The sequence below is a fragment of the Litoribacillus peritrichatus genome (assembly GCF_039537985.1).
Classification (GTDB): domain Bacteria; phylum Pseudomonadota; class Gammaproteobacteria; order Pseudomonadales; family Litoribrevibacteraceae; genus Litoribacillus; species Litoribacillus peritrichatus.
This window is the reverse complement of the sequence record NZ_BAABBN010000004.1, coordinates 1,520,236-1,543,534: the sequence shown is the minus strand read 5'-3', so window position 1 is coordinate 1,543,534 and position 23,299 is coordinate 1,520,236. Positions and strand designations below refer to the sequence as shown.

The window sequence follows — 23,299 nt, the reverse complement described above, 5'->3', positions numbered from 1 at the left end:
GCGTTAAGAGTTTGTCAAACCCGCCCAAGAGGCGGGTTTTTCATTTCTGCCTTCTTGGGTTTCATCGAAGCTAAGGAAGCAGTATGAAAAAAATCGTTGTATTTGGAAAACCTGGTAGCGGTAAGTCCACATTAAGTAAACGTCTTGCATTAGCAACAGGCATTAAATTACACGCCGTCGACTCTATTGAATTTGAAGCAAACGGGGAGAGGGTGGATCGTGCAATCTACGATAAGATTCATGACAGTATATTGTCTTCCGATGACTGGATAATTGATGGCTTTGGGCCGATAGCATCGTTTAAACAAAGGCTGGACGCTGCGGATACATTGATCTTTATTGATTTGCCGTATGCAGTCAGTTATTGGTTGGTGACGAAGCGACTACTGAAGGGGGTATTTGTTAAACCGGAAGGCTGGCCAGAAGGCAGTTCAGTTTTGAAAGGTTCACTGCAAAGTTACAAGGTATTGAAACTTTGCCCGAAGTTTTGGAATAAAGACTTTAAACAAAACTTAGAAAAAGTGTCGGCGGGCAAGTCTTTACATGTGATTCGGTCGATATCCGAGTTGGACTCTTTTGTTGAGAACTATGTGGTCTAGCAATCCACTAGATGTAACTTGGCCAGCATCGCTGGCCTGTTTGAACTAAGCCTCAGTAAGTTCTGTTTCGTCTTGTGTTGTTAACGTTCTGATGCTTTCAGGCACGGGTATAGCTGACTTCAACTGATAGTTGTAAAAGACAACGCTGGTCTTTGCGCGTGTTATTACCTGAGGCCCTTGACCTGAACTGCTTTGTTTGCTGATTTGGTAATAAATTTGGCAACTTCTGTTGGATACTTCGTCGACTGCAATATCGAACCTGAGTTCATCTTTGTAGAAGGCTTCGTCCAAGTAGATGATTTGCATGTCTGCGAGGACGTAGCCATCGGGCTTATCCACCAGCTCTGATTCACCAATTGACTCCAGGAATGCGGCTCTGGCATCATGGATCATAGATATAATTTTATCGTGTCCAAGATGTTTCCGATAATTTACATCCTGGATTCGGACTGTTTGGTGCGTGGTAAAGTGAATCTTGTCTGGAAACGTAATCTGAAGTCTGCTCATTTGAACGCCTTGTTGTATGTTGAAGGTTAAAAAAGTTCCAGTAAATAAGCTGCTGCGAATACAGCGTTCAATACCATCAGTAGAAAGTCGTTTATGAAAATGAACAGCATGGTGCCTTTCAGTACTTGCCAAACCCCGCGCCCTTTGCGGTTCTCAAGTGCAATGGGTAAGTTAAACACGAACTGTGTTCCATGGGCGACTGCATTGACAAATAATAGAATGGCCCACTGAAGATCTTTATCAAATGCGTTTAGGTTAATAAGAAGCAGTAAATTCAATAAAGCGAAGGCAAGATTAAAGCCGCCTAAAAACCGACCGGATTCTGCCAAAATTTTAAAGACGGGCGTATCTCGATGGGCTCTGGGAACCACCAGTTTTGCAAAAATCTTATTGCGTATGGAAAACACGTTAAAACCCATGGCAAACCAAAGTGCATTCAGAATAAGAATTATTTCGAGCATTTAATTACTCCTTTTATTGTTATCTGTGGTTAGACTTCAGAGTCTGGTGTATCCATCAGTTTTTTGAGCATTTTTGCTTTCAAAGCATGCCCTCCAATGTAGAAATTGCCTTCTGGCGCTTCATTCAATGTTACCCATACATTGGATCTTAGTTTTTCTCCCAGAGTACTGGTCACCGCTTCCGTTAAGGCTTTTGAAAGTGCTTCTTTTTGCTCATCGGATAATGCACCTTCAACTGTGGTGTAAGTAATAAATGGCATTTTGTTGTCCTCTTAATGGTTATGCTTTTAGTGTTTTTAAATATCAATGTTAACGGGTGTTAACCAATGGTTAAAAAATTTTTGGTGTCGAGTTAAGCGACGACACCGTTTAATATTCGATCAATGGTCCTCCAATACAAAGCTTCAATATCCGCTTTAGAGCGGGGCAACAGTCCAGAGGTATAGAGCGCAAAAAAACCGGTATATGCTGCCAGTAAAAGCACTGAAATCTCGCTGGGGTTATCATCCTTTAAATAGCCTTCGGAGATGCACTCCGTAATTCGGGCGGTATAAAAATCAAAGGAAATCTTGGAGTCTATTCTTAGGTCATCAAAGTTAACCAGTTCGTCTTTGGTTTCTGATTTCACGAAGATAAGCTCAAAGTATTTCGGTTGCTCTAAAATAAAATTCAAAGCATTGGCCATGGTTTTTTTAAAGCGTAACTCGGCTGTTGGCTCGTCCAGGGCGGGTATCAAATATTGAGTGTATGTGCCAAACCCTTTTTTCACCAAACGATGGAAGAGCTCTTCTTTGTTATTGAAGTGCCGGTAAATCGCCGTCGCACTGATGCCTGCCTTTTCTGCAATTTTTCGCATGGACAGACCTTTATACCCGTCAGTCAGGTATTGGTCTCTTGCACACGCCAGGATAATGTCTTTAGTGTTACTCATGTTAACGGATGTTAACCTTGGCCTGCGAGGTTGTCAAATTTCTGATCTAGCCTGGAAAAGTCGATCGAAATTAACCGGCAGAGGGAAAATGACTGTATGTTTTTGGCTGGCTCATGTGATACACATTACTTTATCTTTCTTACGCAGACGGTCTACATGATAAGCACATTTAAATATCTGATGGTTTTCTTACTGGGGCTCTTCATTGGTATTTTTGTTGTTTGGCAGGACTCATACCAATTTCGCGCGCATGATCTTGAGCAGCATGAACTCTTGGAAAAAGTTTTGGCTAATTCTAATACTGCAATTCTGGAGGAAAATTATGCATGTGAGGGCAGGCCGGTTCGCACGGTTGGTGCTGTGATGGCCTCGTTAATTGAATCCAACAAAACCAACATCAGAAATGAACTGACCTATGGTTGCTTCGAAAGTACTTGTACGATTTCAATATCCGACTGTAAACCTTGGCAAGACCAAGAATGCTCGACCCGTTTTTTGAAGTTTAATGTGAATGATCAAAAAACTATTCAGACCGAAACATTCTCTTGTATTGATATGCCTTAAAGGTGATACAAACATCTGGTTAGCCTGCTCATCAATACCCGCTTCAGACATAAGTCAGGTGTTGGAGTCAGGTGATACGATACTTTGGCAGCTATGTAATATTCATCGCCGCCTTAACATCGTCAATTGAAAACACATGGCCATTGCCTGCCCATCCACCTTCGTTGATTTCATCCATGAGCAGCCAGTGGTTGAGCTTTCCTTCGTATACGCCAATGTACTTGTTGACGATGCTACTGATGGTGTCGGCTAACTGAATCCGGGCTTCGAGAGTCAGACCGCCTTTTGGTGTGGTAATTCGGATGAGCAGTGGGACTTTATCCGGGTGTTGTTTGCCCACATAAATACTTCCTTCAGGGTGTTCTTTGAAATAGGCCCAGGCCAACGCGTTCGCTCCGCTGTCTTCTGGTGATGCGCCTTCAGCAATAAGCACTGCGTTTGTTATTTCTGTCATAAATTCGTTTTGAGTTGTGCTGTTAAATGCACCCTTTGGTGCGGTGACGTTGATTAGAGGCATGTTGTTTCTCCTGATAAAGTGCAAAACAAGCATTCTTATGTATGTTTGCGTGTTGTTGTTTGAATGAATGTTAAGCTGTGCTGGATGGTTGTTAAATATTTTAAAATAGTCATTGGTTGTGCAGAATTGCACATGCTGCTTTTTGAATCAGCACACTGATTAGATATTCACTCTGGTATATGATGAATAAAAGTTCGTGGATGGACTTTAGTTAGACCTAAAAAATGGAATTTAAAATGATCAACATGCACCCATCTTCTGCACGACATTTTCATTACCTGGCCGAACAGCAGTTGAGTTTATTTGCTTCTCTCACTGAACGGGTTCGCCGGATAAAAAACAAGTGGCCGTTTCCAAACAGGTATTCGAATTTTAATACCCAGCTGAATCCTTATTTTTTCTATACCGCTTCAGATTATGTCAGCGAGGCTGCAGCGTATTCTTTGAATATTCCAAACCAAAATCATGGCAAATATTACATATATGGTGACGTTGAACAGCCTGATATGGTTGAAATTACATTATCGGAAGTTCGCTACTTAGTTCTGTATGAGTATGCAAACTCATCGGTGTGTCTTTATGAATTTTCCCTCAGTGAAGAGGATATTGATGTAACAAGAGCGGTCATGGTTCGACGGAATGAGAAAAATAGGCCGATAGAAATTTTCTCACGTTTGGGGACTTTGTCCAGACCGTTACTGGGTTACGAACACTTTGCGTGGGAAAAGTCAGAATGCATTTATACGAACTACTTGGACTGCCAAACAGTAGATGAGGGCGTGATTCTTGATTTGCCTGATTCATACACCATTGTTGTTGGACCGGTATCGAATGAGGTGCTTGCTGTTGTTAATAACACGGGGGCTCAGATATTTCCGCCTGATGTAGCCCTTCAACAATTAAGAGAAAAGCTTAACGATTACTTTGATTTGGTTTATGAGGAAGCCGTTCGCGTCATAACAAGCACAGAAATTGAACAAGAAGTTCTCGTTATTATGTTCGAATTCTCTGATCAGTATTTCTTGGATTGGAGTCTGGGTTTCGGGACTCAAAATGATAAAGATCACCTGATGGAATATGGGCCGCTCAGTTGGTTAGGGATTGTCGAGTGGGAACATAATTATGAAGCGGTTAATTTGTCTGAGATTAATGACGATATTCAAGCACTGGTTCAGGTATGCAATTTTGATGACGCTGAAAAAGAGGTTTTTCTGTTCTATAAAAGGTTGATAGACAAGCTCCTTCAAAGTGAAACTATCCGCAGATACCTCAATTTATCTTCGGATTGTTATGGTATTGCTCAATACGCGTGTGACGGGTCTGATCTTGAAAGTGTAAAAATGTTTTTAAGTGATCAACGGTTTAAACAGTTAGAAGCAGAAGAAAAGGCTTTTCAATCTCGCTCTAATGAGCATGCTTTAATTTTTGAGTAGGATCTAACATTGATACGTGATAAGTGTGATCAAGACAGCGTTGATAGCATAATTAATCAGGGATACCCCGTGAATAGCGAGGCACTGGACGAGTTATTGTCCTGGACGTGTGACCCAAACTGGCCAATAGCCGCCAGTATTTACGGCTATTTTGTGCGGTTAGGTGAGAAGGAAGTTCAGCGGGTTCTGTCGCTTGCAGATCGGGCGGATGAAGGTTGGCGCTACTCTTTGATTACCAATTTAATCGCGCAGTACAGCGATGCAATCGTAGAAATGTGTACGGATCATTTACAGCGTTGGGCTAAGCAACCGGGCAGTGACGAATGTGACTTCGAGTCACTTAGGGTTTTAAGTGAGCGTAAGCTGCTTAGTGATACAGAAATTAAAGAAATTGCTCATAAAAATGTGCAAACTTATCAGTTATGGATTGAAGAGACGCTCCAGGTTTGTGACGTTTCCGGTGAATAACAGAAGCCGGAACAAACTATGGCTGTCATTTGAATTACATTTCTCCGGGATGAAAGATGGCGAGAGTGTTACAAAAAGATAAAGTGGTTGTTTTTACCGGTGCAGGCGTAAGCGCTGAAAGTGGTATTAGAACCTTCAGGGATTCAAACGGCCTTTGGAATGAATACCTTGTCGAGGACGTTGCAACACCAGCTGCTTGGCAGAGAAACCCTGAACTAGTCTTGGATTTTTATAATGATTGCAGACAACAAATGAGCAGCGCAAAACCGAATGCAGCTCATGATGCGATTGCTCGCCTGGAAGAAACGCACGAAGTCGTTGTTGTGACTCAAAATATTGATGACCTTCATGAAAGAGCGGGATCGTCTCAGGTTATTCATCTTCATGGCGAAATATCGAAAGCACGAAGCTCTCTCGATGAAACACTGATTTATGATATTGGAAGTCAGCCATTGAAGAAGGGGGATTTCTGCGAACTGAGAAGCCAGCTGAGGCCTCATATCGTTTGGTTTGGTGAAAATATTATAAATTATGACGAAGCCCGAAATCATGTCAGAAATGCGGCTCGTATTCTGGTCATCGGAACGTCGTTAAATGTATATCCTGCTGCGGGACTTCTGAAAAAAGCCAGTTTCCATGCTGAAAAAGCGATTGTTTCTTTAGAGGTGGATTCTGTTCCATTTGGCTATAAATTTATTCGTGGCAAAGCGACCAATATCGTCCCTCGAATCGTTGGTGATTGGATGAATGGCGGGCGGGCGTTTTAGTGTGTCTGGAGTTATCTGTTGTATCGATGGGTAGAGCCAAGTGTGTTGGTTAGATGTGCAACACAAGTCGGTGTTATTCAAGAAAGGTACTTATTTGTATTGTTTGTTTCGTCTGGTATGATGCTCATCGCTCGATTGATCCCAGTCGAAAAGTATTCAAATACAACGGATGTAAAAGCAAAGGATGCGATCAATGAAGTATTTACTTATTTTAGTGGCGTTACTTGGCGGTGGGTATCAAGTTTACCAAAATACGGCCACGCCACCAGCTCCTGTTGAAAAAGGCCTAGATCATTATTCTTTTTCGGCACTATTTGATTATGAAGTGCAGTTTCCTAAAAAGCCTAAAGTAAAATACGTAACCCGGTTTGTTCCTGGCAGCGGTGATGTCCGGTTTGAAGTTCGGGCCGTTAACTATAAGGGCACGGGTTATATGATATTTGCCGGTCAGGTTTCAAACGTATTTCCAGATGCAGATGAAGAAACATTGGAGTCCATGGTGGAAGCATTCCGATCAGAAGTTTCGGATGTAGGTGAAGTATATATGGTTTCTCAACGGGACGTTCAGGTATCGGGTTTTCCAGCGGTAGAGTTTGTATTTAAGAATGAAGAAGTCACTCTGACTTCGATCGTTGTGAAGAACGGCAAGACGGGTTATTCCATCAATACCTATGCTAAGAAAGGCAAAACTGACCTGACCAAAGAATTCCTCGAGTCTTTTAAATTGTTGGGTTAAACAAACGTTATCCGGCCTCGATGATTTCCTCGAGGCACGTTCTTAATGGACCAATCAAAACAGGCTTTGCTACAAAACCAGTCATACCTGCTTCTAGACATTGTTCCTGATCTTCTGAATATGCGTTTGCTGTAACAGCGATTATTGGTTTTTTGAAATCAATGTTTCGGAGGTTTCTACTGGCTTCAATGCCGTCCATGACGGGCATACAAACGTCCATAAAAATGATATCAATATCAGGATGTTGCTCAACATATTCAAACACCTTTAAGCCGTTATCGAATTCATCAATGTGGTGAACACCAAGCTCTTCTAACATGGCTTTTAATACTAATCGGTTGAGTTCGATGTCATCCACAATGATAACTTTTAAGTCACTGATATCATTGATGGGTTGATGGCTGGTCGGTTCCGGTGGGGTATCAAGGCAATCCGATAAGATGACTGGTAATTCAACAGTAACCTGAGTACCCATTTTGGGTTGGCTATCAAGGCTGATTGTGCCTTCCATTTTTTGTACGATTTTTTGCGTTATGGTCAACCCGAGGCCTGTGCCTTCCCGATGAATTCGGTGACAATCTCCCACTTGACTGAATTCAACAAATAAATCTTCCTGATCCTCCTTGCTGATCCCCAATCCAGTATCAGTTACCTTGATAGTGAGTGATTTACGTTCTGACTTTTTGGTGTCTTTTAAACTTGCTTGAAGAATGACATGGCCTCGTTCGGTGAACTTGAGCGAATTCGACAGCAAATTCAGGATAATCTGAGACATTCTGTGCTCGTCAGCAATGATGAATGTGTCTTCCTGCGGGATGTCCAGCTTCAGCTCCACACCTGGCTTTACCTTGGAAGCCATTAAACGATGGATGTTGTTGAGCTGATTATTGAGGCTGTATGCTTTTGGCGCGAGCTGTATACCTTGTGAATCAAACTTACTCAGATCAAGGATGTCATTGATTAAGGTGAGCAGTAATGAGCCAGCCGAGGTGATGTCGTTGACTCTGGCTCGGGACTTTTCAGGAAGAGGGTCAAGTGAAAGCAATTCCGCACTGGCTAAAACTCCGTTCAACGGGGTCCGTAGTTCATGACTCATGGTGGCCAAAAACATGGCTTTGCTTTTTGCAGATGACTCAGCCTTATCTTTTGCTTGCGCCAACTCTGCCATGATTGTTTGTCTCAGATTAATTTCGGTTGATAAATCGTGTTCGCGCCCATCACGCAGTTTGGTTAATGCGTAAATACAAGCCGTGATGACCGTTATTGTGAAGGTCATGGTAATAAACTTAACAGACTCCCAAAACTCTGGGTTGGTGATTGGCGGTGGTAATAGGTTATGTTCGAGTGCGGTAAAATTAATCCCGTAACCAATAAATGAAGCTACTGTTGTAAAAACTACATCTTTTCGGTTGAGCAGAAGTGCCGCATAGGCGGAGGGTAACAGCCAAAGAATTGATACGGGGCCGGATACCGATTGATTATTGAAATCAATGTAAAAAGTAACAAGCCAAATCAGCAAAATAGATGAGCGAGCTGCGAGTGTGATTTTCTTTGTCAGGTGCATTACAACCAACGCAATTGGTTGTGCTGCTACAAGCATAAGGGTGACAATTCTTCTTGCTGGAAGGGCGTCTTCTAAAAAGATCACGACTGTCAGAGCTATGATGCCGGTGACTCCAAACAACCCCACTATGAATATAAGTGTCCGGGCTTGAAATCTGGACGTGACATTGTTCAGCAGTTCTTGCGGAATGAACTTATCAAGGATATGAGAGCCGGGTGTTGTCAGTAAATGATAAGACGTATTGTTCATTTTTTACCGCTATCAGTAGTGGCCGGATCAGAAAGCTATTTTTAAACAGTTTAGTCAGTAAACATTGGCTGCGTACAATTACTTGAAAACAGTACCTATAAAATATGAAGACAAGTCAGAATATTGTTTTTTTGTTTGAGTAAGCGCTTTCTAATTTGAGGTAGGGCTTTATAATCTTCCGATTAAATCACAAGTGTGAGCAAACACCGGGAGAAGTAATAATGCAGTTGGAAGACATACAGAAGTTAAGTTGCGAAGACAGATACAATTACTTCTTGAGTGTGGTCGGTGAAGAACGAGAAATTTGGATATTGGTCAATGAAGAGAAACAGTTCTTAAAAATTTTCTCAGAAGATGAAGGGTTTGAATATTTACCTGTATGGCCGAGTCTCGAGTTTGCGCAAGTGTATTGTGAAAGTGTAACGGAAACCTTAAAACCGAAAAACATTGGGCTACCTGAGTTTTTTAAAAAATGGGTGCCGGGGCTTCAAGGAGACGGTTTAGAGGTAGGTGTTTTTCCCGGCTCGGATGCGACAGTCTGGATAATGGCCCCATCAGAAATTAAGGACGACATTCAGGACGAATTGTCTTCCGGTTGGTGATTGCTTAACGCTGTTCCCTGGCCATTCCAAACTGGTTAATTGGAATGGTCGAACGGTTGCTCGAGTTTTTCTGAGTCAGGAGGGGGCTTGTATTGACTGTCGATGCTTATATATGGGTTTCTACTACAATTTAAGTTATCGGTGGCTGGAGTTTTAATCGATGTACTTTCGAGCAGTATTAATTATAGGGGTGATGCTTTGTTGTTTTCATTCTGTAAATGCGGACACTGACTCTTTAAGTAAGTCCATACCTATCGTTACTGAAACATTCCCTCCGTTTGAATATGAACTTAATGGAGAAGTTGTCGGAAGTGATACCCGGGTAGTTCGTCAGGTGCTAAAACGCATGGGTTATCAGGCAGACATCAAGCTGATCCCTTGGGTCCGAGCGCAAAAATACACTCAGTTGGGGCGGGTAGCGGCCATATACAGTCTCACAAAAAGCCCTGAACGAGAGCAGTATCTTTACTTTTCAGATCCCATATCTTACGTGCAGGATATGTTTTTCAAACGAGCAGACAGGGATATTCAGTGGCAGGTAATGGCGGATCTTTCACCTTATACAATCGGGGTAAGTAAGGGCTATTCGTACCCTCAGGTATTCATGGCTGCACTGAAAAGAAATCAGTTTAAAAAAGTAACTTACCTGACTGGAGAAACACTGGAGTTACGTCATCTAAGACGGTTGAAAGCGGGCTTTATAGATCTTTCAATATGTGAAATTTCAGTATGCCAATATCTGATTCAACAGCATGCACCTGAGTTCGATATGATTGATGTGATCAACCAGCCTGTAGGTGAACGGCGAAGTTATCACATTGCGTTTTCAAAAAACTGGCCGAACAGTGAGGCTCTTCTTGCTGCTTTCAATTCAGAACTTAAAACCTATCTTAAAGAACGAAACCCGTAACTGGCTGTAATTAAACGTAATACCTTTTTTGGGGCATTAGGCCAGAATTGAATGGTGTAAATTTGTTTATATCAATTTCAATTAAAGGGAAGATTTTATGAATATGAAGGCCAACCTAGCAGCTAATAACGGATTCTCCATTGTTGGCTGGTCGGAGTGGAAACCCGTTACATCAGAGGTTAAAGCAGTTTTTGACAGGGCGACTATTGGTTTGGCGGGTGTTCAATATCTACCGTTGGAGTTTGCCACTCAAATTGTCGATGGTCTTCACTATCGCTTTATCTGTGAAGCTTCACTGGTCATACCGAAACCTCAGCCCTTTGTTGTGATGATCGAGCTATATGAGCCATTGGGTGATGGGCAACCTGTGGTGACAGGAATTGAACGAATGGGGTAAATTGGAATCGTTCGATTTTTGGGTAAGGCCATTGTGTGAGGACTCTATAAAGTTAGCGGCCTCACACAACTTCCATTGGAGCAACCCAAAGAGACGCGTCTCAAACACTGCATCTCGATTCAGGCAATTTATTATGAGGCTTACGCCGAAACTCTTGGTTTGTGGCCGTCGCGTAAGCGATCAATGCTTTCGCCGGTTAAAGTGTTACCCGCGATTGAAAAAGCGCGTCCAAAGTCTTTAACATAGCGACCTCCCAATGGCGTCAGTTTGAATAAGTTAAAGTCACTCAGTTCTGCCAGGTTATGAATTCGGTCTCCGTGTTTTTTGAATAATTGATGAATGCCCGTTTTGTATTCTTCCGAATCGATCTGTAAATGCTGGGCAGATACCTGGTAGTTTACCCGTATTCTTGCAAATATTGTGGCTGCCTGTGATTCGTCTTCTACGATTAAAACCGCAGCTTTTGAGTTCTGCTTTAAATTTCTGCCATGTACCGCGATGTCGCTGAGTAAGACATAGATACATTCAGTACCCAAAGCAAATGGGGCATAGGAGGCGTAAGGGTGGCCATCCTCATCCAGACTTGAAAGGTGTAAAGTTCGGCGACTGTCCAAGAATGTTAAAATCTCGTCGCTCAATCTTTGTTCGAGGCCTTTGTTTTTCATGTGTCGTATCCTGTAAATATGGCTGATTATTGAGGTTGAGAGTATTCAGCCTGTAATTCTTTAAAGCGTTTAACCTGATGTTCTATGAGTTCGCCTTTCGAGGTTCGGCCTACAAAAATTTTGAAAATGCAGGTGTCGTCCTGATCGTTAAATACCAGCGCATAACTTTGTTTTCCGCGATGTTGTTTGTCTTGAAAGCGAATATTCTTAACTTTGGAAAGGTTTAAATGGCCTTCAAAACCCTTCTTTCCCTTGAGGTTGTAAAAGCCTTCTGCGAGCGACCCTTTTGGGAAGTCTCCCTTAAACTCGAATACACAGCCGCCATGAAGAATGATGGTGGTGGTATTACCCCAGTCTGCGATTTCCTGAAGAAGAGAAAGTGATTGTTCGCCAGGTATAGTCATGTGAGTCCCGTGTACGTGTTGAGGCTTCTGAATGCAGAAGCCGGTAGTGAACATAAGCTGATAGTGAGTATCAGAAACTGTATTTCGCTGAAATACGAGCCGCACGTCCGGGCTCTGAAACTTCAGACCAGGCTTGGCGGTAGTTTTGATCAAAGGCATTTGCTAATACGAAGTCTACTTTAATACCGTCAAGTTTGGCAGCAGAGGGTTCCCATGTGGCGTAAATATCCGTCAAAGTGTAACCGTCGTAAGACTGTGGTGATCCTTCTTCAAATTCAATGCGGTTTTGCTTTTCCACATCCATAATACGAAGACCCAATTTGGTATCAATGTTCCAGAAACCGTAGCTAATGTCCGCAACCCATTTATCCGCCGGGATGTTATCAAGGTGATCTTCCGTTGTATTGGCGCCCAGTGTGGTTTCATGAGTGCCTCGTGTTTGGCCATAACTCAGAGATGCCGAAAAGGGCCCGTTTTGGTAATCAGCCATAATTTCGTAACCCCAGAGTTCTGCGTCTGTGGCATTAATATGCGTGGATGTACCTGTTACGCATTTACAAGCGGGAGGAGGGCCAAAATCTGGATTTGTTTGAACATCAAGGTAGATGAAATCTTCCACATCGTTTTGGAATGCCGTTGCCTGTAGTGCCAGTGAATCCTTTCCTAAAAGGTTGTTGAATGCTAAGTCCAGGGTGAGTTCAATGTTCTGGGCTTTTTCAGGCTTCAGGTCTGGGTTGGGAATAAATGTGTTGTCCCAACCTGGATTGCCATAGTTAAAGTGTGTTCCCTCAATATACAGTTCGTAAGAGGATGGTGCTCTGAAGGCTTCGTCGTAACGTAAAGTCCAGCTCATCCAGTCGGTGGTTTTCCAGCGCACAGCCGCCGAAGGGGAGAGGGCGGTTTCATCTTCGCTGGTACCCGTGTCTTTTGATTTTGTATCAAAGCTGTCGAAACGCACGCCCGCTTCGACTTGCCATTGAGTATTGATATCGTGGGTAATTTTAGTGAAAGAACCCCATACTTTGGTTTCTGCTTTGGTTGGTGGTTCTGGTCGGTTCCCGGTTGCAGAGTTCGAGTCCACCGCGCGCGAAACTTCGATCGTATCCTGATAACCATCTAAACCGAGCAAAACCTTTGTGTTGCCAAAGTTGAACTGATTAAAAAGGTTCATTCCCAGCGTTTTTACATCACTTTTATCCGTGCCATCAAAGGTGTTTATTTCTTTGTTGTTGGTATTATTTACATACAGTTTAGCGTTCAGGTTCAGAAGGTCTGATGAACCTTGATGTGTGTAGTCGATGGCAACATTGGTGTCTTTTACTAATCGGTCAATAAGCGCATCCGACGAATTTTCCTGATTGTCCGATGAGCCGACTGTAGGCGGGTGGCCGTTCAGGTCTGAGTGTCGGTATTGAACCGCTAATCGCTGATGCTTATCCAGATTCCAACCCAATTTGGTTAACAAGGTTTTATTAATTGCTTCCGTTCCGTACAAGGTGTCGCCATTACCTTGATCCATGCCGTCACTGTTCTTATAGGTTCCGGCAACTAGGGCATCAAAATCCTTGTACTTGGTTGCGTATGACCCGGTTGTTGTCCAGGCATCGCCATTGTCTTGATAACCTTGCTTAATAAACCCGCCTGAGTTATTTCCCTCCTGAATGATATCGTTTGCTTCAATCGTATTTTGAACAACAACCCCGCCGATGGCCCCAGAACCCCAAAGACTGCTGGAAGGTCCTTTCATGATTTCAAAGGATTGGAGCAGCTCAGGATCAAGGAAGAAGGAAGGGCGGTGAGAGAAGTTGGTGTTACTTCTGGCACCATCTATCACTTGCAAGACTTTATCACCTTCCAGGCCTCGGATATTAATTTTATGGTTGCCGGGGACAGCTCCTCCGGCAACAGAGATATTTGCCTGATAGGATGCGACCTCTGCCACGGAATTTGCCTGAGTTTCTTCAAGTTTTTCTTTATTTACGATTGCCACAGAGCGGTTCACTTCGTCTGAGTCCTGCTCAACTCTTGTCGCTTTAACCATTACCTTTTTGAACTCGGTAACACCCTTAACGTTTTGATTCTTCTCGTGTACGGGATTTTGGTTGGCTACAGCTGTTTGGGTAATCAATAAAGAACTGAGACTACCAACTGCCAGCGCGGTTAATGCTTTAGACATAATTTATTCCAACTGAATGGGTTACTTTAAAAGAGTTGCGAATGATAATGTTTATCATTAGCATTCGCAATTATAAATTTGAAATCACAAATTGGGGTTGGTTTTGAAGCGGTTTAAAGGGGTTATTCTTCGTGTGGCTTGCTTCGCCTGCGCATTAATTGTGCATGGTTGGGCGTACTCGAAGTACCAAGTAATTGAACAAGACGATGCCATTTCAGCAAGTCAGGGCAGCCAAACTCTGTCTGTTTCCTTTTCGTTTGTTGCGAACGAACAGTCCAGAATGACAGAAAAAGCCAGACCGACAGAAAAATTGATGCCGGCGAAAAAAGAAATGGAACAAGCCGCCGTGCAGCATGAAAAGGCTTCGGCTTTGAACAAGGAAGTTCTCAAATCTGTTGAGCCTGATTCATTGCCTGGGCTTGATGTGGTAAAGACCTCGAACGTCAAAGAGCCTAACCGACTCGAAGCTCAGCAACCTTTAAAGATTGCTAAAAAGGTTGTTAAAAGTGATTCGACTGAAAAAATGATTAGGCATGAAGAGCCGCCTGAGGAAGTACTTCATCAGTCTTCGGAGGACGAGGATGCTGTTATTGACCCTCAAGCCGAGAACGTCAGTTTGGCAAAATCGGCCATACAGCATGAAAAGGGCGAGGGTGTTCACGATGAAATTGTCTCTGATCCACGTTTTAAAGCACCGCCACAGCCACCCAATTACCCCCGGTTGGCGCGTAAACGAGGACAAGAGGGTGTTGTCTGGTTGGATGTTTGGCTTGACCGCAATGGAAAGCAAACACGTTTGGAGGTATTCGACAGTTCCGGCGTGGACAGCCTTGACCATGCAGCGGTTAAGGCGGTTAGCCAGTGGGACTTTTTACCCAGACGATCGGGTTCATACACCATTGCTTCTCGGGTACGAATACCTGTCGAATTTTCATTGAATTAAGTTTTAAATCATCTGGTAACTCAATATGTTTGATTTCAGTTTTGTGCAACAGCATTTAGGCCCTTTGTCTGTCCCGTTGATGCTCTTATCAATGGTCGTTTGTGTGATTGTTTTCGAGAAGTTAGTCGTTCTTAGTTGGTTTTCTCTTCGCAGAGCCCGGCTCAATCAAGACGCCTTATTTTGGCCGAATAAAAAAATGGCTGGACTGAAAGTCCGAGGTTTGAATTTGCTGATGTTGCACCAATCCGAGAATAAAGCGGTTAGAGAAGAGATAGCTGAAATTTGGTTGCAACAACGTCGTCGCTCTTTGAATTCTGGCATTCGTTTCTTACAGGTGATCGCAATTCTGGCTCCGCTATTGGGGCTGCTCGGAACGGTGTTGGGGCTCATTCAGGTGTTTGATGATTTAGCCATAGTTACAGGCGCAATTGAGCCATCGATGCTGGCAGAAGGTTTGGGGCTGGCCATGCATACCACTGCAGCCGGACTATTGATTGCGTTGCCTGCGCTTGCTGGTGCTTATGGCTATTTGATGTGGACAGATAATCTTATTGCCGATACCGAATATGTGATGAATAAGTTTAACTTCATGCTTCAAGGTATTGATATTAATGTAAATGATTGTTCTTGTGATTTAAAAAAGGGAACTTCTGATGGTGCAGGTGGTGCCAATTTAAATACAGGCAATGAAGGCTTACAAGGTTCAATAGCATGATCAAAAGCACCTTGAATACCGGGCAAGAACCTCCAGCGTTGGAGCTTACCCCCCTCATTGATATTGTCTTTATTATCATTGTTTTCCTGTTGATTACGGCCAATGCGCCTTTGTTGAAATTGCCGGTGAACATACCAGAGGCCGTTGAGCAAAGTGCAGTGTCTTTGGCAGAACCAGACTCTTTGGTAATTACCATTCAGCAGCAATCACCGATCTGGGCAATAGACGAGGTTACCTATACATCCTGGCGTTCTTTTGAAACGAGTTTATTAAGCAAGATATCGTCCGGGCAGCGCATTTCTATTGCCACCGATAAACAAGCGGATGCAGAAAATTTAGTCAAAGTGATGTCCTTGTTGAACGCTCAAGCTATGGAAAACGTTCAGATTGTGATGAGCCAGTCTGAATAAAGTTAATTGAAGCTAAACCTGTTAATGAAAACGACTTGTGAGAATGTTATGAAGTTTATTGCTTTCCAAAAACCTTATTGGATTTTGTTGGTGTTAATTACAAGCTTAATGTCGATGGTAGCTAATGCCATTGAACCGCCAAGAATTGTGAGTACGGACGCAGGGGCCACTGAAATACTGTTAGCGTTAGGTCAAGGGGCTAACCTGGTGGGTGTCGATGTGACCAGCAAGGTGCCTAAGCCTTTCACTCCTGAAGTGGTTGGTTATCACCGAAACTTATCTGCTGAAGGGTTGATGAGTTTAAGACCCTCGAATGTATTTGGTAGTGAACACATTGGCCCGAAAGAGGCGATCACTGCGTTGAAGCGGGCCAATACTTCGTTTTTGTTATTGCCTTCCGCTAAGACACCGGCAGGTTTGATTGAGAATATTGAAGGCATTGCCAGCGCCCTGGCTTTATCGCCAAATACTTTAGTGAACCAGGTTAATCAGCGAAGCGAGTTGTTAAATAAAACGTTAACTGAAATTACTCAACATCAGAACCAGTCAAAAATTGTTTTTTTACTTTATCTTCAAGGACGTGGAATGCAACAAGCCGGTGAGGGAACAACCGGAGACGCCTTGATTAAGTTGCTCAATGGCAAGAACCTTGCGGAGTTTAAGAACTACAGAGCGGTTGCGCCTGAAGCGCTTTTGTCCATGCAACCTGACGTTATTCTGGTTGCCAGTGAGAGTGACTACGCGCCGAATGACTTGCTCAAACAACATCCGGTTTTGTCTCATACTCCGGCCGGAAAGCAGTCAAAAATCCTATATGTCGATGCAAGATCCTTGGTTTCAGGTATTTCCTTATCTGCGATGGATGAAGCGGTTCGTCTAACCGGTGAGTTGAGTAAATAGTGGTGGTTGTAAAACGCTGGGCCACAGAAGTTTTAACCCCACCGTTGGTGATAGGTCTTGTGCTTTTGGTTGCATTGTCAATCACAACCGGGCCAATGGACTTACCTGTTTTTCCCAGTTTGGTGGCCGTATGGGATGGTGTTTGGGGGAGCGGCTTGAGTTCTTTACAAGAGTATGAGTACGCAGTCGTTTGGGATTTAAGATTACCAAGAACGTTATTGGCGTTGATGGTGGGTGCTATATTAGCGCAATGCGGTGCAGTAATGCAGGGCATGTTCAGAAACCCTTTGGCTGACCCAGGCATTATCGGAGTTTCTTCCGGAGCCGCTTTAGGTGCCGCCATCGCAATTGTGCTGTTGCCCGTGGCCGTTCAAGGCGTGGCGACTCCTTTGGCTGCTTTTGTTGGTGGTTTGTTGACGACGCTGTTCGTTTATAGTTTGGCCCGCTCCGGTTCAGGCACGTCTGTTGTGGTTTTGTTATTGGCCGGCGTAGCTATAACGGCTTTTTCTACAGCAATGATCGGTTTACTTACTTATTTGGCGAGTGATACAGCATTGCGGGATCTAAGCCTCTGGCAAATGGGGTCTTTTGCCGCTGCATCTGCAACGGACTTGATTTTGGTTTTGATTACGGTGGTTGTGATCGGAACTTTTTTTCAGCGAAAGGCCAATGCGCTTAATGCATTACTGTTAGGCGAGTCTGAAGCTCGGCACCTTGGTATTGACGTTGAAACGTTTAAACGGCAAGCCATAGTACTAACGGCTGTAGGTGTGGGGATAGCGGTTTCTGTGTCGGGCATCATCGGTTTCGTGGGATTGGTTGTACCACATTTGGTGCGAATGTTAGTCGGGCCTGATCACCGGGTTTTATTGCCGCTATCCGGTTTAATAGGTGGTGGGTTGCTGTTGTTGGCCGATATGGGGGCTCGTACCTGGATGGCGCCATCTGAAATGCCTGTTGGCTTGGTTACAGCCGGGCTGGGTGCGCCATTTTTTATGGTTCTTCTGTTTCAGCGTCGTAAGAGCCTGATTTAACGGTCACCTATTTGTAATCAAGTGAACGCCATTAAGTGAATAAACTATGTTAAGCATTAAGAATCTTTGTTACTCCGTGTCTGGTAAGCAGTTGCTGGACATTCATTCTTTGGACTGTGCCGAGGGTGAGTTTGTCTCGTTATTAGGAGCAAACGGTGCGGGTAAGTCCACCATGTTTAAGGCAATCGGTGGGGAAGTGTTGTTTAAAGGCGAAATATCTTTACATCGAAAGCCAATGAAACAATGGAAAAACCTCTCGTTAGCCAAGCATTTAGGCGTGTTACCGCAAGTCAGTCAGTTGGAATTTCCATTTTCTGTTGAAGAAGTGGTATCGCTTGGCCTCATTCCCTTAAAGGCCAGTAAAGCTGAAGGGCGTCAGTTGGTGCTGGAGGCGATGAAAGCGACTGATACCGTGCATTTTCAAAAAAGGCCGTACTCAGGATTGTCAGGAGGCGAGCGGCAACGTGTACACTTAGCGCGTGTGTTGGTGCAGCTGTCGCAGGCTGAACTGTCTCCACTGTTACTTCTGGATGAACCAACCTCGGCCCAAGACCTGGGTCAACAGCATCAAATGTTATCTTTGGCTCAATCTTTATCTCATGATCGTAATTGGGGCGTCATAGCCATTTTACATGACCTGAATCACGCATTGCGTTACAGCGATACATGTTGGTTACTGGATGAGGGCCAAGTAATTGATTCAGGGCCACCGGATATGGTTTTGAATGCACCTCAAGTGAACCGTGTCTGGGGGTACGTACCTCAGGTGGTGGTTTCAGATGATGGTAAACGCATGTTGTTGTAAATATTTTCAGGTTTTCTTGTTAACGTTCAGTATTGGACTTTTGACTCAGTTATTCACTCAGCTTTTCAATAAGATGTGCTTTACTCAAAAAAAGAGATTCATTAGAGAGTGGATATTATGGCTGAGCCTGTTTTCATAAAGCGCAAAGTATTGTTTGGCGACTGCGACCCGGAAGGCATCGTTTACACACCCAGGTTTTCGCATTTTGCATTGGAGGCAACCCACGAAGCGTTAGGCCAGTGGCTTGGCGGAGCCTGTATTAAACGGTTGAAAGATTTGGGTGTATTACCGCCCGTGCGAGCCTTTTCGCAAGAGTTTCTTCATCCTGTCACTTGGGATGATGAACTCTATTTGAAAGTGAGTGTGGGGGTTGTGGGTGTCCATTCTTTCTGTTTGAAAGTGGAGGGAAATATACTGCCTCAGACAGAAGCATTCTCGGCGGACATTACTTACGTTTGTGTTTCAGAGGAAACTAAGCGGCCTACCAATGTGCCGGATGAACTAAGAAAAGCTCTGAGCTGATGGGTTGGTAGGTGCTTTAAAATGGCAAGCTGCTGTTTATAATTAATTGCTGATAAATATGTACCGCTTCTATATAACTTTCAACGGAGATTCGTTCGTTGATGCCATGAAACCCATCTTTGGTTTCTGGGGTAATGGTATAAGGAGAAAAACGGTAGCTTTGTTCGGTTAAGTTCTGATAATGCCTTGCGTCGGTCGCTGCAATGACCAGCATGGGTGCAATCGTAATGGGTTCTTCATTGATCACCTCTAAAATACTCTGACGAATTATCTGGAAGCCAGAAGCTTGGGTCGAACTGATCTTTGAGGGTTCACTGGGTGTGCCATAAACTTGGATAGTGACCTCGGGATCGTTTATTTTTCTTCGGGTTTCATTTATTACGAAATCAATCGAGTCGCTGGGTAAAATCCGAAAATTAATGACTGCACTGGCTTCCGTCGCAAGCACGTTATCTTTAGTGCTTCCCTTTAATATGGTGGGGGCGGTGGTGGTTCTTAATGTGGCCAACAGTTCAGGCACCTGAGGCACCAGACTTGAAGCCACTGGTTGGAATAACCATGGATTGGCCATGACCATTCTTTGTAACATAGGGGCGTCATCACCCAGGTGGCGAATGAATTCGGCGCTGTATTTAAGATTGATCTTAAAGGGTTCGCTCTGAACTTTGTCCACTGCGCGGGCAATGCGGCCGGATGCCGTTAGCATCGGAGGCTTGGATGAATGACCTCCCTGGCTGTCGACGCTCAATTTCAGACTTAGGTAGCCTTTCTCGCCTGGCCCGATTAAAGCGACGCGGTGAGGTATGTTCGGAACCAGATTTTTAGTGATCATCATTCCTTCATCCACTAAAAACTCAAAACGAATGTTCTGTTTGCGAAAGTGGTTTGCAATCGCCATCGCGCCGAGTTTTCCACCGCTTTCTTCATCGTGGCCAAAGGCAAAATACAGGGTTCTTTCAGGCTGAAATTTTTGTGCCAGTAGCTGATTAATGGCTTCTAATTGTCCGAGTACACCGACTTTGTTATCTAATGAGCCTCTGCCCCAAATGTATCCTTTTGCGATGGTGCCACTGAACGGAGGGTAAACCCATTTTTGGGTGTTATTAGCTTGTGCGGGGACTACATCGGTATGTGCTAAAAATAATACGGGGTTCAGTTTTGAATTTGAGCCTGCCCATTTCAACAGGATGGAATGCTGGTTAAATGTTTTAACTTCCAGGTGTTGAAAGACGGTTGAAAATTCAGATTTTAAGAATTGGTTGAAAGCAGTGAATTCAGATGAATATGGGTGCTCCGAGCTCGTGTCTGATAGGGTTTTGAATTGGATGGATTGGGACAGTCTTTGGGTGATTGACTGTTTTTCGTTATTTGAGAACGAACTGACAATTTCTTTTGATTGTTTTTGAATGGGAGCAGGTTGAAAAGATGAATTAAACCGAAGGGTATTAATTAAAACCACCAAAGTTATTAATAAGATAAGAGTGAAAAAGCACTTAAGAAACAGAAAAAATGTACCTTTTATTGATATAGATCGCATAACCGGTTTGCTCAAATCCAAGAGGTTTCAGATTATTAGTGTTGTTAATGAGTCTAAGACGAGATTCTTCTGAAGGCGAATTTTTATTTTAAATCAAAGGATTATCATCACTCTTTGGGCAGAATTCTTAGTTTAGATGGATAACTAAAAAAAGATATTCGTCGATTAGGTGCGACAATTAGTCGCATTTTCACTCTTATTTTTTCTCTCTAGAATGCCGCCAAAAATATAAGCTTTGTTTTATTTCTTGCATCTGACAAGTTATGGATGAAGCGATAACAAGACTATTTGGTAATCAGGGCATACATATGGAAATCCGATTCTCAAAGTTATCGCCGCTGGCGTTAGCTGTTTCTCCCATTGTAGTGGGTTCTTTCGTTTCTTCATTGTTTCTTTCATCCCATGTATCGGCATCCGGTGCTTTGGCTTCAGAAACGAATACGATTGTTCTTGGCGAAATTGTTGTGACCGGTACTCGTGAAGAACAAACCAAATCTGAAATTACGGATTCGGTTACTACCTATGATTCAGTGGATATTGATTATATTGCTCCATCGCACCCATCTGAATTAGTGAATCGCAGTGCTGGTGTTCATATCAATAACCTCAGTGGTGAAGGGCACATGACTTCCATACGCCAGCCGATTACTACCAGTGGCGTGTATTTGTTTCTGGAAGACGGCATTCCTACACGTCCTACGGGTTTCTTTAATCACAACGGCTTATACGAAGTGAATATGCCTCAAAGTAATCGTGTTGAGGTAACCAAAGGGCCGGGTTCGGCGTTATACGGCAGTGATGCCATTGGTGGCATCATCAACTCGATAACTAAGCCAAGTCCGGAGCAACCAGAAGCCTCAGCACAGGTTGAAGCAGGATCTTACGGTTGGAAGCGTATGCTAGCGACGGTTGGAGACAAAGTCAGTGAAGACTCGGGCTTTCGTGCTGATGTGAACGTTACTGATAACTCAGGCTACCGGCAGGAAGCTGACTATTCCCGGCTTTCAACCACATTACGTTTCGACAGCCAGTTAAATAACCTTTGGAACAGTAAAACCATTCTGAGCTATACCGAAGTGGATCAGAGTGGCGTTTCCAGTCTTGAATCGCATGATTACCGTCACAACCCGAAGAAGAACCGTTATCACGGGGACATCGGTTATCGTGATGTGAATGCGCTCCGTTTATCTAATGAATTTACTTTTCAGCCGAATGAAGACCGCTTAATTTCCTTTATCCCGTATTTCCGTGACAACGATACGGAAATGATGCCGAGCTGGATGATTACTTATGATCCGAACATTCGTAAGACGGAGTTTCAATCCTATGGCTTGATGTCCAAGTTGCGTCAGAACGTGTGGTCAGGAAAAGGAAAGTTCATCGTTGGAATGGATGTGGACTACACACCTTCGAAATACGAAGAGAAAGACATTACATTGACACAAGAAGGGGATATTTATACCGACTACAGTGAGACGGGTGTGCTGCACTATGATTACGATGCGGATCAGTTATCGGTTTCCCCTTATTTCCATACTGAGTGGCAAGTGTTGCCTAAAGTTCGTTTGGATGCAGGCCTACGTTATGACTATTTTGAAGTGGATTATGAGGATCATTTATCGAATCAAGCCGTTGATAATCGTCATTTAAGACCGGACTCTCAATCCATCGAGTTTGATGAGTTCAGCCCTAAAGCCGGCATTTTGTTTAACTTCCATCCGAAACATGCGGCCTATTTTAATTATCGTCATGCCTTCAGGGCGCCATCTGTGGGTCAATTGTTTCGCCCCGGATCATCTCAGGAGTCGACGGAACTTGAACCAGTCAAAAGTGACAGCTTTGAGTTAGGACTTAGGGGCCAGCTGGTTGGTTCACATCAATATGAATTGGCGATTTACACCATGACGGTGAAAGATGACATCGTCTCTTACATTGATGAAAGTGATCGTAAGACCACCAACGCAGGTGAAACTTCGCATAAAGGCGTTGAATTATCTTTACGGGGTGACGTGACGGATGAGGTGACTTATGCGCTGGCGTTTACATACACAAAACAAGAGTATAAGGACTTTGAATACATCTACCGTTGTAGGCCTCCTGTATGCAGTAGTTTCGTTCAGGAAACCCGAAACTTTGAAGGGTTTGACCTTCCTAGAGCACCTAAAACCATCGGTAATGTGACACTGAATTATTATCCTGAATTTTTACCAAAAGCTTCGTTCGAGGCTGAGTGGGAGCATCTTGGCAGTTATTACACAGACGAAACCAATACCTCAGAATACGATGGTCATAACTTGTTTAATTTGAGAGCCAATTACGACTATTCGGACGACGTATCCTTCTTTGCCAGAGTGATGAATGTGACTGATCGTCGTTATTCAACGTATACCTCGAATCAGGTGGGTGTTTCTGAAATCAGTTATCGCCCAGGCAACCCGATGACGGGTGTCTTTGGCATCAAAGTAAATGTGCTCTAGGTGTGA

The 23,299-nt window shown here is 43.6% G+C and carries 27 protein-coding genes; 17 read left to right on the top strand and 10 right to left on the bottom strand.

All coding sequences use genetic code 11. The annotated features are described in order from the left end of the window. The first annotated feature begins 83 nt into the window (after positions 1–83). A complete protein-coding gene (locus tag ABD744_RS08245) occupies positions 84–599 on the top strand; it encodes a P-loop NTPase family protein (RefSeq protein WP_344797328.1) in 516 nt (171 codons plus the stop codon). A 45-nt stretch (positions 600–644) separates the two neighbouring features. Here ABD744_RS08245 and ABD744_RS08240 read toward each other — a convergent pair whose 3' ends face one another. From ABD744_RS08240 to ABD744_RS08225, 4 genes are all read right to left on the bottom strand, one after another. After that, positions 645–1,106: an acyl-CoA thioesterase gene (locus ABD744_RS08240; protein WP_344797326.1), complete on the bottom strand. Its 462-nt coding sequence runs from the start codon at positions 1,104–1,106 to the stop codon at positions 645–647. A gap of 26 nt (positions 1,107–1,132) precedes the next feature. After that, positions 1,133–1,567, bottom strand: coding sequence for a hypothetical protein (locus ABD744_RS08235; RefSeq protein ID WP_344797324.1), 435 nt, complete (start codon positions 1,565–1,567; stop codon positions 1,133–1,135). 29 nt (positions 1,568–1,596) lie between these two features. After that, positions 1,597–1,827 (bottom strand): tautomerase family protein, encoded by a 231-nt coding sequence (locus ABD744_RS08230; RefSeq protein ID WP_344797322.1) that lies wholly within the window; start codon positions 1,825–1,827, stop codon positions 1,597–1,599. A 92-nt stretch (positions 1,828–1,919) separates the two neighbouring features. Further along, positions 1,920–2,498: a TetR/AcrR family transcriptional regulator gene (locus tag ABD744_RS08225; RefSeq protein WP_344797320.1), complete on the bottom strand. Its 579-nt coding sequence runs from the start codon at positions 2,496–2,498 to the stop codon at positions 1,920–1,922. A 156-nt stretch (positions 2,499–2,654) separates the two neighbouring features. Between ABD744_RS08225 and ABD744_RS08220 the strand changes: the two genes are divergently transcribed. Next, the gene (locus tag ABD744_RS08220; RefSeq protein WP_344797318.1) at positions 2,655–3,062 is read left to right on the top strand and encodes a hypothetical protein; all 408 of its coding nucleotides are present in this window, start codon (positions 2,655–2,657) and stop codon (positions 3,060–3,062) included. Between the two features lie 91 nt (positions 3,063–3,153). Here ABD744_RS08220 and ABD744_RS08215 read toward each other — a convergent pair whose 3' ends face one another. Next, the gene (locus ABD744_RS08215; protein WP_344797316.1) at positions 3,154–3,579 is read right to left on the bottom strand and encodes a hypothetical protein; all 426 of its coding nucleotides are present in this window, start codon (positions 3,577–3,579) and stop codon (positions 3,154–3,156) included. A 236-nt stretch (positions 3,580–3,815) separates the two neighbouring features. Here ABD744_RS08215 and ABD744_RS08210 point away from each other — a divergent pair, with 236 nt between their 5' ends. From ABD744_RS08210 to ABD744_RS08195, 4 genes are all read left to right on the top strand, one after another. Then, entirely contained in the window at positions 3,816–5,012 is a 1,197-nt protein-coding gene (locus ABD744_RS08210; protein WP_344797314.1) for a hypothetical protein, read from the top strand. Positions 5,013–5,021: 9 nt separating this feature from the next. Beyond that, positions 5,022–5,480 (top strand): DUF5071 domain-containing protein, encoded by a 459-nt coding sequence (locus ABD744_RS08205; protein ID WP_344797312.1) that lies wholly within the window; start codon positions 5,022–5,024, stop codon positions 5,478–5,480. 56 nt (positions 5,481–5,536) lie between these two features. Further along, positions 5,537–6,247, top strand: a complete 711-nt coding sequence (locus ABD744_RS08200; RefSeq protein ID WP_344797310.1) for an NAD-dependent deacylase — start codon at positions 5,537–5,539, stop codon at positions 6,245–6,247. 193 nt (positions 6,248–6,440) lie between these two features. Continuing rightward, positions 6,441–6,983, top strand: coding sequence for a hypothetical protein (locus tag ABD744_RS08195; protein ID WP_344797308.1), 543 nt, complete (start codon positions 6,441–6,443; stop codon positions 6,981–6,983). A 7-nt stretch (positions 6,984–6,990) separates the two neighbouring features. Here ABD744_RS08195 and ABD744_RS08190 read toward each other — a convergent pair whose 3' ends face one another. Beyond that, entirely contained in the window at positions 6,991–8,796 is a 1,806-nt protein-coding gene (locus tag ABD744_RS08190; protein ID WP_344797306.1) for a response regulator, read from the bottom strand. Positions 8,797–9,017: 221 nt separating this feature from the next. On the opposite strand from ABD744_RS08190, the gene ABD744_RS08185 reads away from it, so the two are divergent. The 3 genes from ABD744_RS08185 (at position 9,018) to ABD744_RS08175 (ending at position 10,705) form a co-directional block, all read left to right on the top strand. After that, entirely contained in the window at positions 9,018–9,398 is a 381-nt protein-coding gene (locus tag ABD744_RS08185) for a DUF2750 domain-containing protein (protein ID WP_344797304.1), read from the top strand. Positions 9,399–9,558: 160 nt separating this feature from the next. Then, positions 9,559–10,308: a substrate-binding periplasmic protein gene (locus ABD744_RS08180; protein WP_344797302.1), complete on the top strand. Its 750-nt coding sequence runs from the start codon at positions 9,559–9,561 to the stop codon at positions 10,306–10,308. Positions 10,309–10,405: 97 nt separating this feature from the next. Further along, the gene (locus tag ABD744_RS08175) at positions 10,406–10,705 is read left to right on the top strand and encodes a hypothetical protein (RefSeq protein ID WP_344797300.1); all 300 of its coding nucleotides are present in this window, start codon (positions 10,406–10,408) and stop codon (positions 10,703–10,705) included. A gap of 140 nt (positions 10,706–10,845) precedes the next feature. Here ABD744_RS08175 and ABD744_RS08170 read toward each other — a convergent pair whose 3' ends face one another. The 3 genes from ABD744_RS08170 to ABD744_RS08160 form a co-directional block, all read right to left on the bottom strand. Beyond that, positions 10,846–11,370 (bottom strand): HugZ family pyridoxamine 5'-phosphate oxidase, encoded by a 525-nt coding sequence (locus ABD744_RS08170; protein ID WP_344797298.1) that lies wholly within the window; start codon positions 11,368–11,370, stop codon positions 10,846–10,848. Positions 11,371–11,396: 26 nt separating this feature from the next. Then, positions 11,397–11,774, bottom strand: coding sequence for a heme utilization cystosolic carrier protein HutX (gene hutX, locus ABD744_RS08165; protein WP_344797296.1), 378 nt, complete (start codon positions 11,772–11,774; stop codon positions 11,397–11,399). Positions 11,775–11,844: 70 nt separating this feature from the next. Next, positions 11,845–13,950: a TonB-dependent hemoglobin/transferrin/lactoferrin family receptor gene (locus ABD744_RS08160; RefSeq protein ID WP_344797294.1), complete on the bottom strand. Its 2,106-nt coding sequence runs from the start codon at positions 13,948–13,950 to the stop codon at positions 11,845–11,847. 103 nt (positions 13,951–14,053) lie between these two features. Between ABD744_RS08160 and ABD744_RS08155 the strand changes: the two genes are divergently transcribed. The 7 genes from ABD744_RS08155 to ABD744_RS08125 all read left to right on the top strand — a co-directional run bounded on the left by ABD744_RS08155 (position 14,054) and on the right by ABD744_RS08125 (position 19,279). Beyond that, entirely contained in the window at positions 14,054–14,893 is an 840-nt protein-coding gene (locus ABD744_RS08155; protein ID WP_344797292.1) for an energy transducer TonB, read from the top strand. Between the two features lie 25 nt (positions 14,894–14,918). Beyond that, complete coding sequence (locus tag ABD744_RS08150) at positions 14,919–15,608, top strand: MotA/TolQ/ExbB proton channel family protein (RefSeq protein ID WP_344797290.1); 690 nt, start codon at positions 14,919–14,921, stop codon at positions 15,606–15,608. Beyond that, entirely contained in the window at positions 15,605–16,018 is a 414-nt protein-coding gene (locus ABD744_RS08145) for a biopolymer transporter ExbD (RefSeq protein WP_344797288.1), read from the top strand. Before ABD744_RS08150 ends, ABD744_RS08145 begins: the two co-directional genes overlap by 4 nt. Positions 16,019–16,066: 48 nt before the next feature. Beyond that, on the top strand, positions 16,067–16,918 hold the full coding sequence (locus tag ABD744_RS08140; RefSeq protein ID WP_344797286.1) for a heme/hemin ABC transporter substrate-binding protein: 852 nt from the start codon (positions 16,067–16,069) through the stop codon (positions 16,916–16,918). After that, positions 16,918–17,952 carry a FecCD family ABC transporter permease gene (locus ABD744_RS08135; RefSeq protein WP_344797284.1) on the top strand — a complete coding sequence of 345 codons (1,035 nt, stop codon included), beginning with the start codon at positions 16,918–16,920 and terminating at the stop codon, positions 17,950–17,952. Before ABD744_RS08140 ends, ABD744_RS08135 begins: the two co-directional genes overlap by 1 nt. A 46-nt stretch (positions 17,953–17,998) precedes the next feature. Further along, the gene (locus tag ABD744_RS08130; RefSeq protein ID WP_344797282.1) at positions 17,999–18,757 is read left to right on the top strand and encodes a heme ABC transporter ATP-binding protein; all 759 of its coding nucleotides are present in this window, start codon (positions 17,999–18,001) and stop codon (positions 18,755–18,757) included. Positions 18,758–18,874: 117 nt separating this feature from the next. Then, the gene (locus ABD744_RS08125; RefSeq protein ID WP_344797280.1) at positions 18,875–19,279 is read left to right on the top strand and encodes an acyl-CoA thioesterase; all 405 of its coding nucleotides are present in this window, start codon (positions 18,875–18,877) and stop codon (positions 19,277–19,279) included. 16 nt (positions 19,280–19,295) lie between these two features. Here ABD744_RS08125 and ABD744_RS08120 read toward each other — a convergent pair whose 3' ends face one another. After that, positions 19,296–20,462, bottom strand: coding sequence for a M20/M25/M40 family metallo-hydrolase (locus ABD744_RS08120; RefSeq protein WP_344797278.1), 1,167 nt, complete (start codon positions 20,460–20,462; stop codon positions 19,296–19,298). Positions 20,463–21,124: 662 nt separating this feature from the next. On the opposite strand from ABD744_RS08120, the gene ABD744_RS08115 reads away from it, so the two are divergent. Continuing rightward, entirely contained in the window at positions 21,125–23,293 is a 2,169-nt protein-coding gene (locus ABD744_RS08115; protein ID WP_344797276.1) for a TonB-dependent receptor, read from the top strand. The last annotated feature ends 6 nt before the right edge of the window (positions 23,294–23,299 follow it).

Bases quoted from the DNA above. Each gene is read 5' to 3' on its own strand.
- ABD744_RS08125 (WP_344797280.1), top strand. From the start codon at position 18,875: ATGGCTGAGCCTGTTTTCATAAAGCGCAAAGTATTGTTTGGCGACTGC.
- ABD744_RS08200 (WP_344797310.1), top strand. From the start codon at position 5,537: ATGGCGAGAGTGTTACAAAAAGATAAAGTGGTTGTTTTTACCGGTGCA.
- ABD744_RS08190 (WP_344797306.1), bottom strand. From the start codon at position 8,796: ATGAACAATACGTCTTATCATTTACTGACAACACCCGGCTCTCATATC.
- ABD744_RS08235 (WP_344797324.1), bottom strand. From the start codon at position 1,567: ATGCTCGAAATAATTCTTATTCTGAATGCACTTTGGTTTGCCATGGGT.
- ABD744_RS08230 (WP_344797322.1), bottom strand. From the start codon at position 1,827: ATGCCATTTATTACTTACACCACAGTTGAAGGTGCATTATCCGATGAG.
- ABD744_RS08220 (WP_344797318.1), top strand. From the start codon at position 2,655: ATGATAAGCACATTTAAATATCTGATGGTTTTCTTACTGGGGCTCTTC.
- ABD744_RS08140 (WP_344797286.1), top strand. From the start codon at position 16,067: ATGAAGTTTATTGCTTTCCAAAAACCTTATTGGATTTTGTTGGTGTTA.
- ABD744_RS08210 (WP_344797314.1), top strand. From the start codon at position 3,816: ATGATCAACATGCACCCATCTTCTGCACGACATTTTCATTACCTGGCC.
- hutX (WP_344797296.1), bottom strand. From the start codon at position 11,774: ATGACTATACCTGGCGAACAATCACTTTCTCTTCTTCAGGAAATCGCA.
- ABD744_RS08195 (WP_344797308.1), top strand. From the start codon at position 6,441: ATGAAGTATTTACTTATTTTAGTGGCGTTACTTGGCGGTGGGTATCAA.
- ABD744_RS08160 (WP_344797294.1), bottom strand. From the start codon at position 13,950: ATGTCTAAAGCATTAACCGCGCTGGCAGTTGGTAGTCTCAGTTCTTTA.
- ABD744_RS08175 (WP_344797300.1), top strand. From the start codon at position 10,406: ATGAATATGAAGGCCAACCTAGCAGCTAATAACGGATTCTCCATTGTT.
- ABD744_RS08180 (WP_344797302.1), top strand. From the start codon at position 9,559: ATGTACTTTCGAGCAGTATTAATTATAGGGGTGATGCTTTGTTGTTTT.
- ABD744_RS08145 (WP_344797288.1), top strand. From the start codon at position 15,605: ATGATCAAAAGCACCTTGAATACCGGGCAAGAACCTCCAGCGTTGGAG.
- ABD744_RS08170 (WP_344797298.1), bottom strand. From the start codon at position 11,370: ATGAAAAACAAAGGCCTCGAACAAAGATTGAGCGACGAGATTTTAACA.
- ABD744_RS08115 (WP_344797276.1), top strand. From the start codon at position 21,125: ATGGAAATCCGATTCTCAAAGTTATCGCCGCTGGCGTTAGCTGTTTCT.
- ABD744_RS08150 (WP_344797290.1), top strand. From the start codon at position 14,919: ATGTTTGATTTCAGTTTTGTGCAACAGCATTTAGGCCCTTTGTCTGTC.
- ABD744_RS08215 (WP_344797316.1), bottom strand. From the start codon at position 3,579: ATGCCTCTAATCAACGTCACCGCACCAAAGGGTGCATTTAACAGCACA.
- ABD744_RS08130 (WP_344797282.1), top strand. From the start codon at position 17,999: ATGTTAAGCATTAAGAATCTTTGTTACTCCGTGTCTGGTAAGCAGTTG.
- ABD744_RS08185 (WP_344797304.1), top strand. From the start codon at position 9,018: ATGCAGTTGGAAGACATACAGAAGTTAAGTTGCGAAGACAGATACAAT.
- ABD744_RS08245 (WP_344797328.1), top strand. From the start codon at position 84: ATGAAAAAAATCGTTGTATTTGGAAAACCTGGTAGCGGTAAGTCCACA.
- ABD744_RS08240 (WP_344797326.1), bottom strand. From the start codon at position 1,106: ATGAGCAGACTTCAGATTACGTTTCCAGACAAGATTCACTTTACCACG.
- ABD744_RS08225 (WP_344797320.1), bottom strand. From the start codon at position 2,498: ATGAGTAACACTAAAGACATTATCCTGGCGTGTGCAAGAGACCAATAC.